The organism is Zhongshania sp. (assembly GCF_041584495.1).
Taxonomy (GTDB): domain Bacteria; phylum Pseudomonadota; class Gammaproteobacteria; order Pseudomonadales; family Spongiibacteraceae; genus Spongiibacter.
This window is the reverse complement of sequence record NZ_JBFHDY010000230.1, coordinates 1-2,638: the sequence shown is the minus strand read 5'-3', so window position 1 is coordinate 2,638 and position 2,638 is coordinate 1. Positions and strand designations below refer to the sequence as shown.

Annotated in this window: 3 protein-coding genes; all 3 read right to left on the bottom strand. The window is 50.0% G+C overall.

Translation table 11 applies throughout. The annotated features are described in order from the left end of the window. Nucleotides 1-744 (bottom strand): UMP kinase (gene pyrH, locus ABYP33_RS18510; RefSeq protein WP_373092751.1); only part of this gene is annotated, 744 nt, incomplete at its 3' end. 89 nt (nt 745-833) lie between these two features. Next, nucleotides 834-1,697, bottom strand: coding sequence for a translation elongation factor Ts (gene tsf / locus ABYP33_RS18505; RefSeq protein ID WP_373092749.1), 864 nt, complete (start codon nt 1,695-1,697; stop codon nt 834-836). Nucleotides 1,698-1,809: 112 nt separating this feature from the next. After that, entirely contained in the window at nt 1,810-2,559 is a 750-nt protein-coding gene (gene rpsB / locus ABYP33_RS18500) for a 30S ribosomal protein S2 (RefSeq protein ID WP_373092748.1), read from the bottom strand. Nucleotides 2,560-2,638 lie beyond the last annotated feature (79 nt).

Sequence of the window (2,638 nt, the reverse complement as noted above, 5' to 3'; positions counted from 1 at the left end):
TTTCTCCTCGCGCTTAGTGGCGGCCACTAGCGTTCCTTCTTCACCACCCACAACAATATTCAAAAGAGCACCCTGCTGCTCCATCGCAAATACCCGCAAAGGCATATTATGATCTCGGCACAAACAGATGGCCGTAAGGTCCATTACCTCGAGCTTTTTATCCAAAACCTCATCATAACTGAGGTAATCGTATTTAACGGCACTCGGGTCAAGCATTGGGTCTGCACTGTAAACACCATCAACCTTGGTTGCTTTAAGTACCAAGTCGGCATCCATTTCAATACCGCGCAGACACGCCGCTGAATCGGTCGTAAAAAACGGATTACCAGTACCCGCGGCAAAAATCACCACCTCACCACGACTCAAGGCCCTGATCGCTTTACGACGATCATAGTGATCGACGACACCACTCATGGGTATGGCCGACATCACTGAAGATTTTATATTACTACGCTCCAACGCGTCACGCAGCGCCAGTGCATTCATGACTGTGGCCAGCATGCCCATGTGGTCGCCGGTCACTCTGTCGAGCCCCGCAGTCTGCAATGCCGCGCCACGGAACAAATTCCCGCCGCCCACCACCAGACCAACCTGCACACCTATACCAACCAATTGCCCTACTTCCAGCGCCATGCGGTCCAAGACCTTGGGGTCAATTCCAAACCCCAGACTCCCCATTAAAGCCTCGCCACTTAACTTCAGCAGTATGCGCTTGTATTTCTTATCCCGGCTTACGCTAGACATTTTCTACCCCACCACATTGCACGATATTTTTAAGATTTGTATATCGCCTATAGTAAATCGGGGCCCGTAGGCCCCGTTTACTGAGTGGCTTAGCCTTTCAGCTGAGCAGCCACCTCGGCGGCAAAATCCACTTCTTCTTTCTCTATACCTTCGCCCACTTCAAAGCGGGCAAATTCTTGCATATCTGCGCCGCTGTTTTTCAGCAACTTACCTACCGTCACTTCAGGGTCTTTAACAAAAGGCTGATCAACCAGCGAGCTTTCGGACAAGAATTTGCGAATACGGCCGTCGATCATTTTTTCAATGATCTCAGCAGGCTTGCCGCTTTCTGCCGCTTGAGCAGTGAAAATCTCACGCTCTTTCTCGATTTCTTCCGCAGGCATGTCTTCCGCTTTCGCAACGCGCGGGTTAACCGCAGCAACATGCATCGCTACATCGCGAGCCAGTTCAGCGTCACCGCCTTTCAGGGCAACCAATACCGCAATACGGTTATTAGAGTGAACATAGCTATCAACTACACCATCTTCAGCAGTAACGACCAATGCGCGACGCACACCAATGTTCTCACCAATTTTCTGAACCAGCGCTTCACGCGCAGATTCCAATTCACCGGCCATCAGCACAGCAATATCGGTTTCTTTAGTGGCAAACACTTTGTCAGTAACCAGCGCGGCAAAAGCCTGAAAGCCCGGCTCGCGTGCGGCGAAGTCAGTTTCACTGTTTACTTCAACAACCACACCGTAGCTACCGTCTTCGGCAACTTTAGTGGTCACAACGCCATCAGCCGCAGTTCGACCTGCCTTTTTAGCCGCCTTCATGCCGCTTGATTTACGCAACTCTTCAATTGCCAAATCGATGTCGCCGTTGGACTCATTGAGTGCTTTTTTACACTCCATCATGCCCAAGCCAGTGCGATCGCGTAATTCTTTAACCATTGATGCTGATACAGCCATCCTAAAATCCTCGTATTTGAGCTTAAGCACGGCCGTTCAAACTGACCCTGCTCAATGTATATCCAAAAAAAGGGGGCCGCGCCCCCTTTCGCAGACTGCTTGGCGGCGAGTATTACTCGGCAGCGCTTTCGCCTTCTGGGCTTTCAGCAACTTCAACAAACTCATCTTTTGCTACAGCGTCGTTAGCGGCGGCATTAATAGCCACATCAGCAACAGCAGTAACATAAAGTTTGATGGCGCGAATCGCATCGTCGTTACCAGGAATAACAAAATCAACGCCGTCTGGGTTGCTATTGGTATCCACGATACCAAAAACTGGGATACCCAGCTTATTGGCTTCTTGAATCGCGATCCGCTCGTGATCAACGTCAATAACAAACAAGGCGTCTGGCAGGCCAGCCATATCCTTGATACCACCAATGGAACGCTCTAGCTTCTCCATATCACGGCGACGCATCAGGGCTTCTTTCTTGGTCAATTTGTCAAACGTACCGTCTAATTGCTGAGCTTCAAGCTCACGCAAACGACGTACCGACTGACGAATAGTTTTGTAGTTGGTCAGCATGCCACCCAACCAGCGGTGGCTCACAAAAGGCATGCCAGCGCGGGCTGCCTGCTCACCAACAATCTTGCTTGCGGCACGCTTAGTGCCAACAAACAAGATTTTGTTTTTATTTGCTGCCATCTTGGCAATTGCATCCAGCGCGCTGTTCATCGCAGGAACAGTATGCTCAAGATTGATTATATGGATCTTGTTACGAGCACCAAAAATATACGGTGCCATTTTTGGGTTCCAGTAGCGAGTCTGGTGACCAAAGTGAACGCCGGCTTGCAGCATTTCACGCATGCTTATATGTGACATGATTTTTCCTTAATTAACATCGGGTTACAAACTTGCAGAGACCCCGTAAGCCAACCCCAGCTTTACTGGAGCACCCGGG

Bases quoted from the DNA above. Each gene is read 5' to 3' on its own strand.
- tsf (WP_373092749.1), bottom strand. From the start codon at position 1,697: ATGGCTGTATCAGCATCAATGGTTAAAGAATTACGCGATCGCACTGGC.
- rpsB (WP_373092748.1), bottom strand. From the start codon at position 2,559: ATGTCACATATAAGCATGCGTGAAATGCTGCAAGCCGGCGTTCACTTT.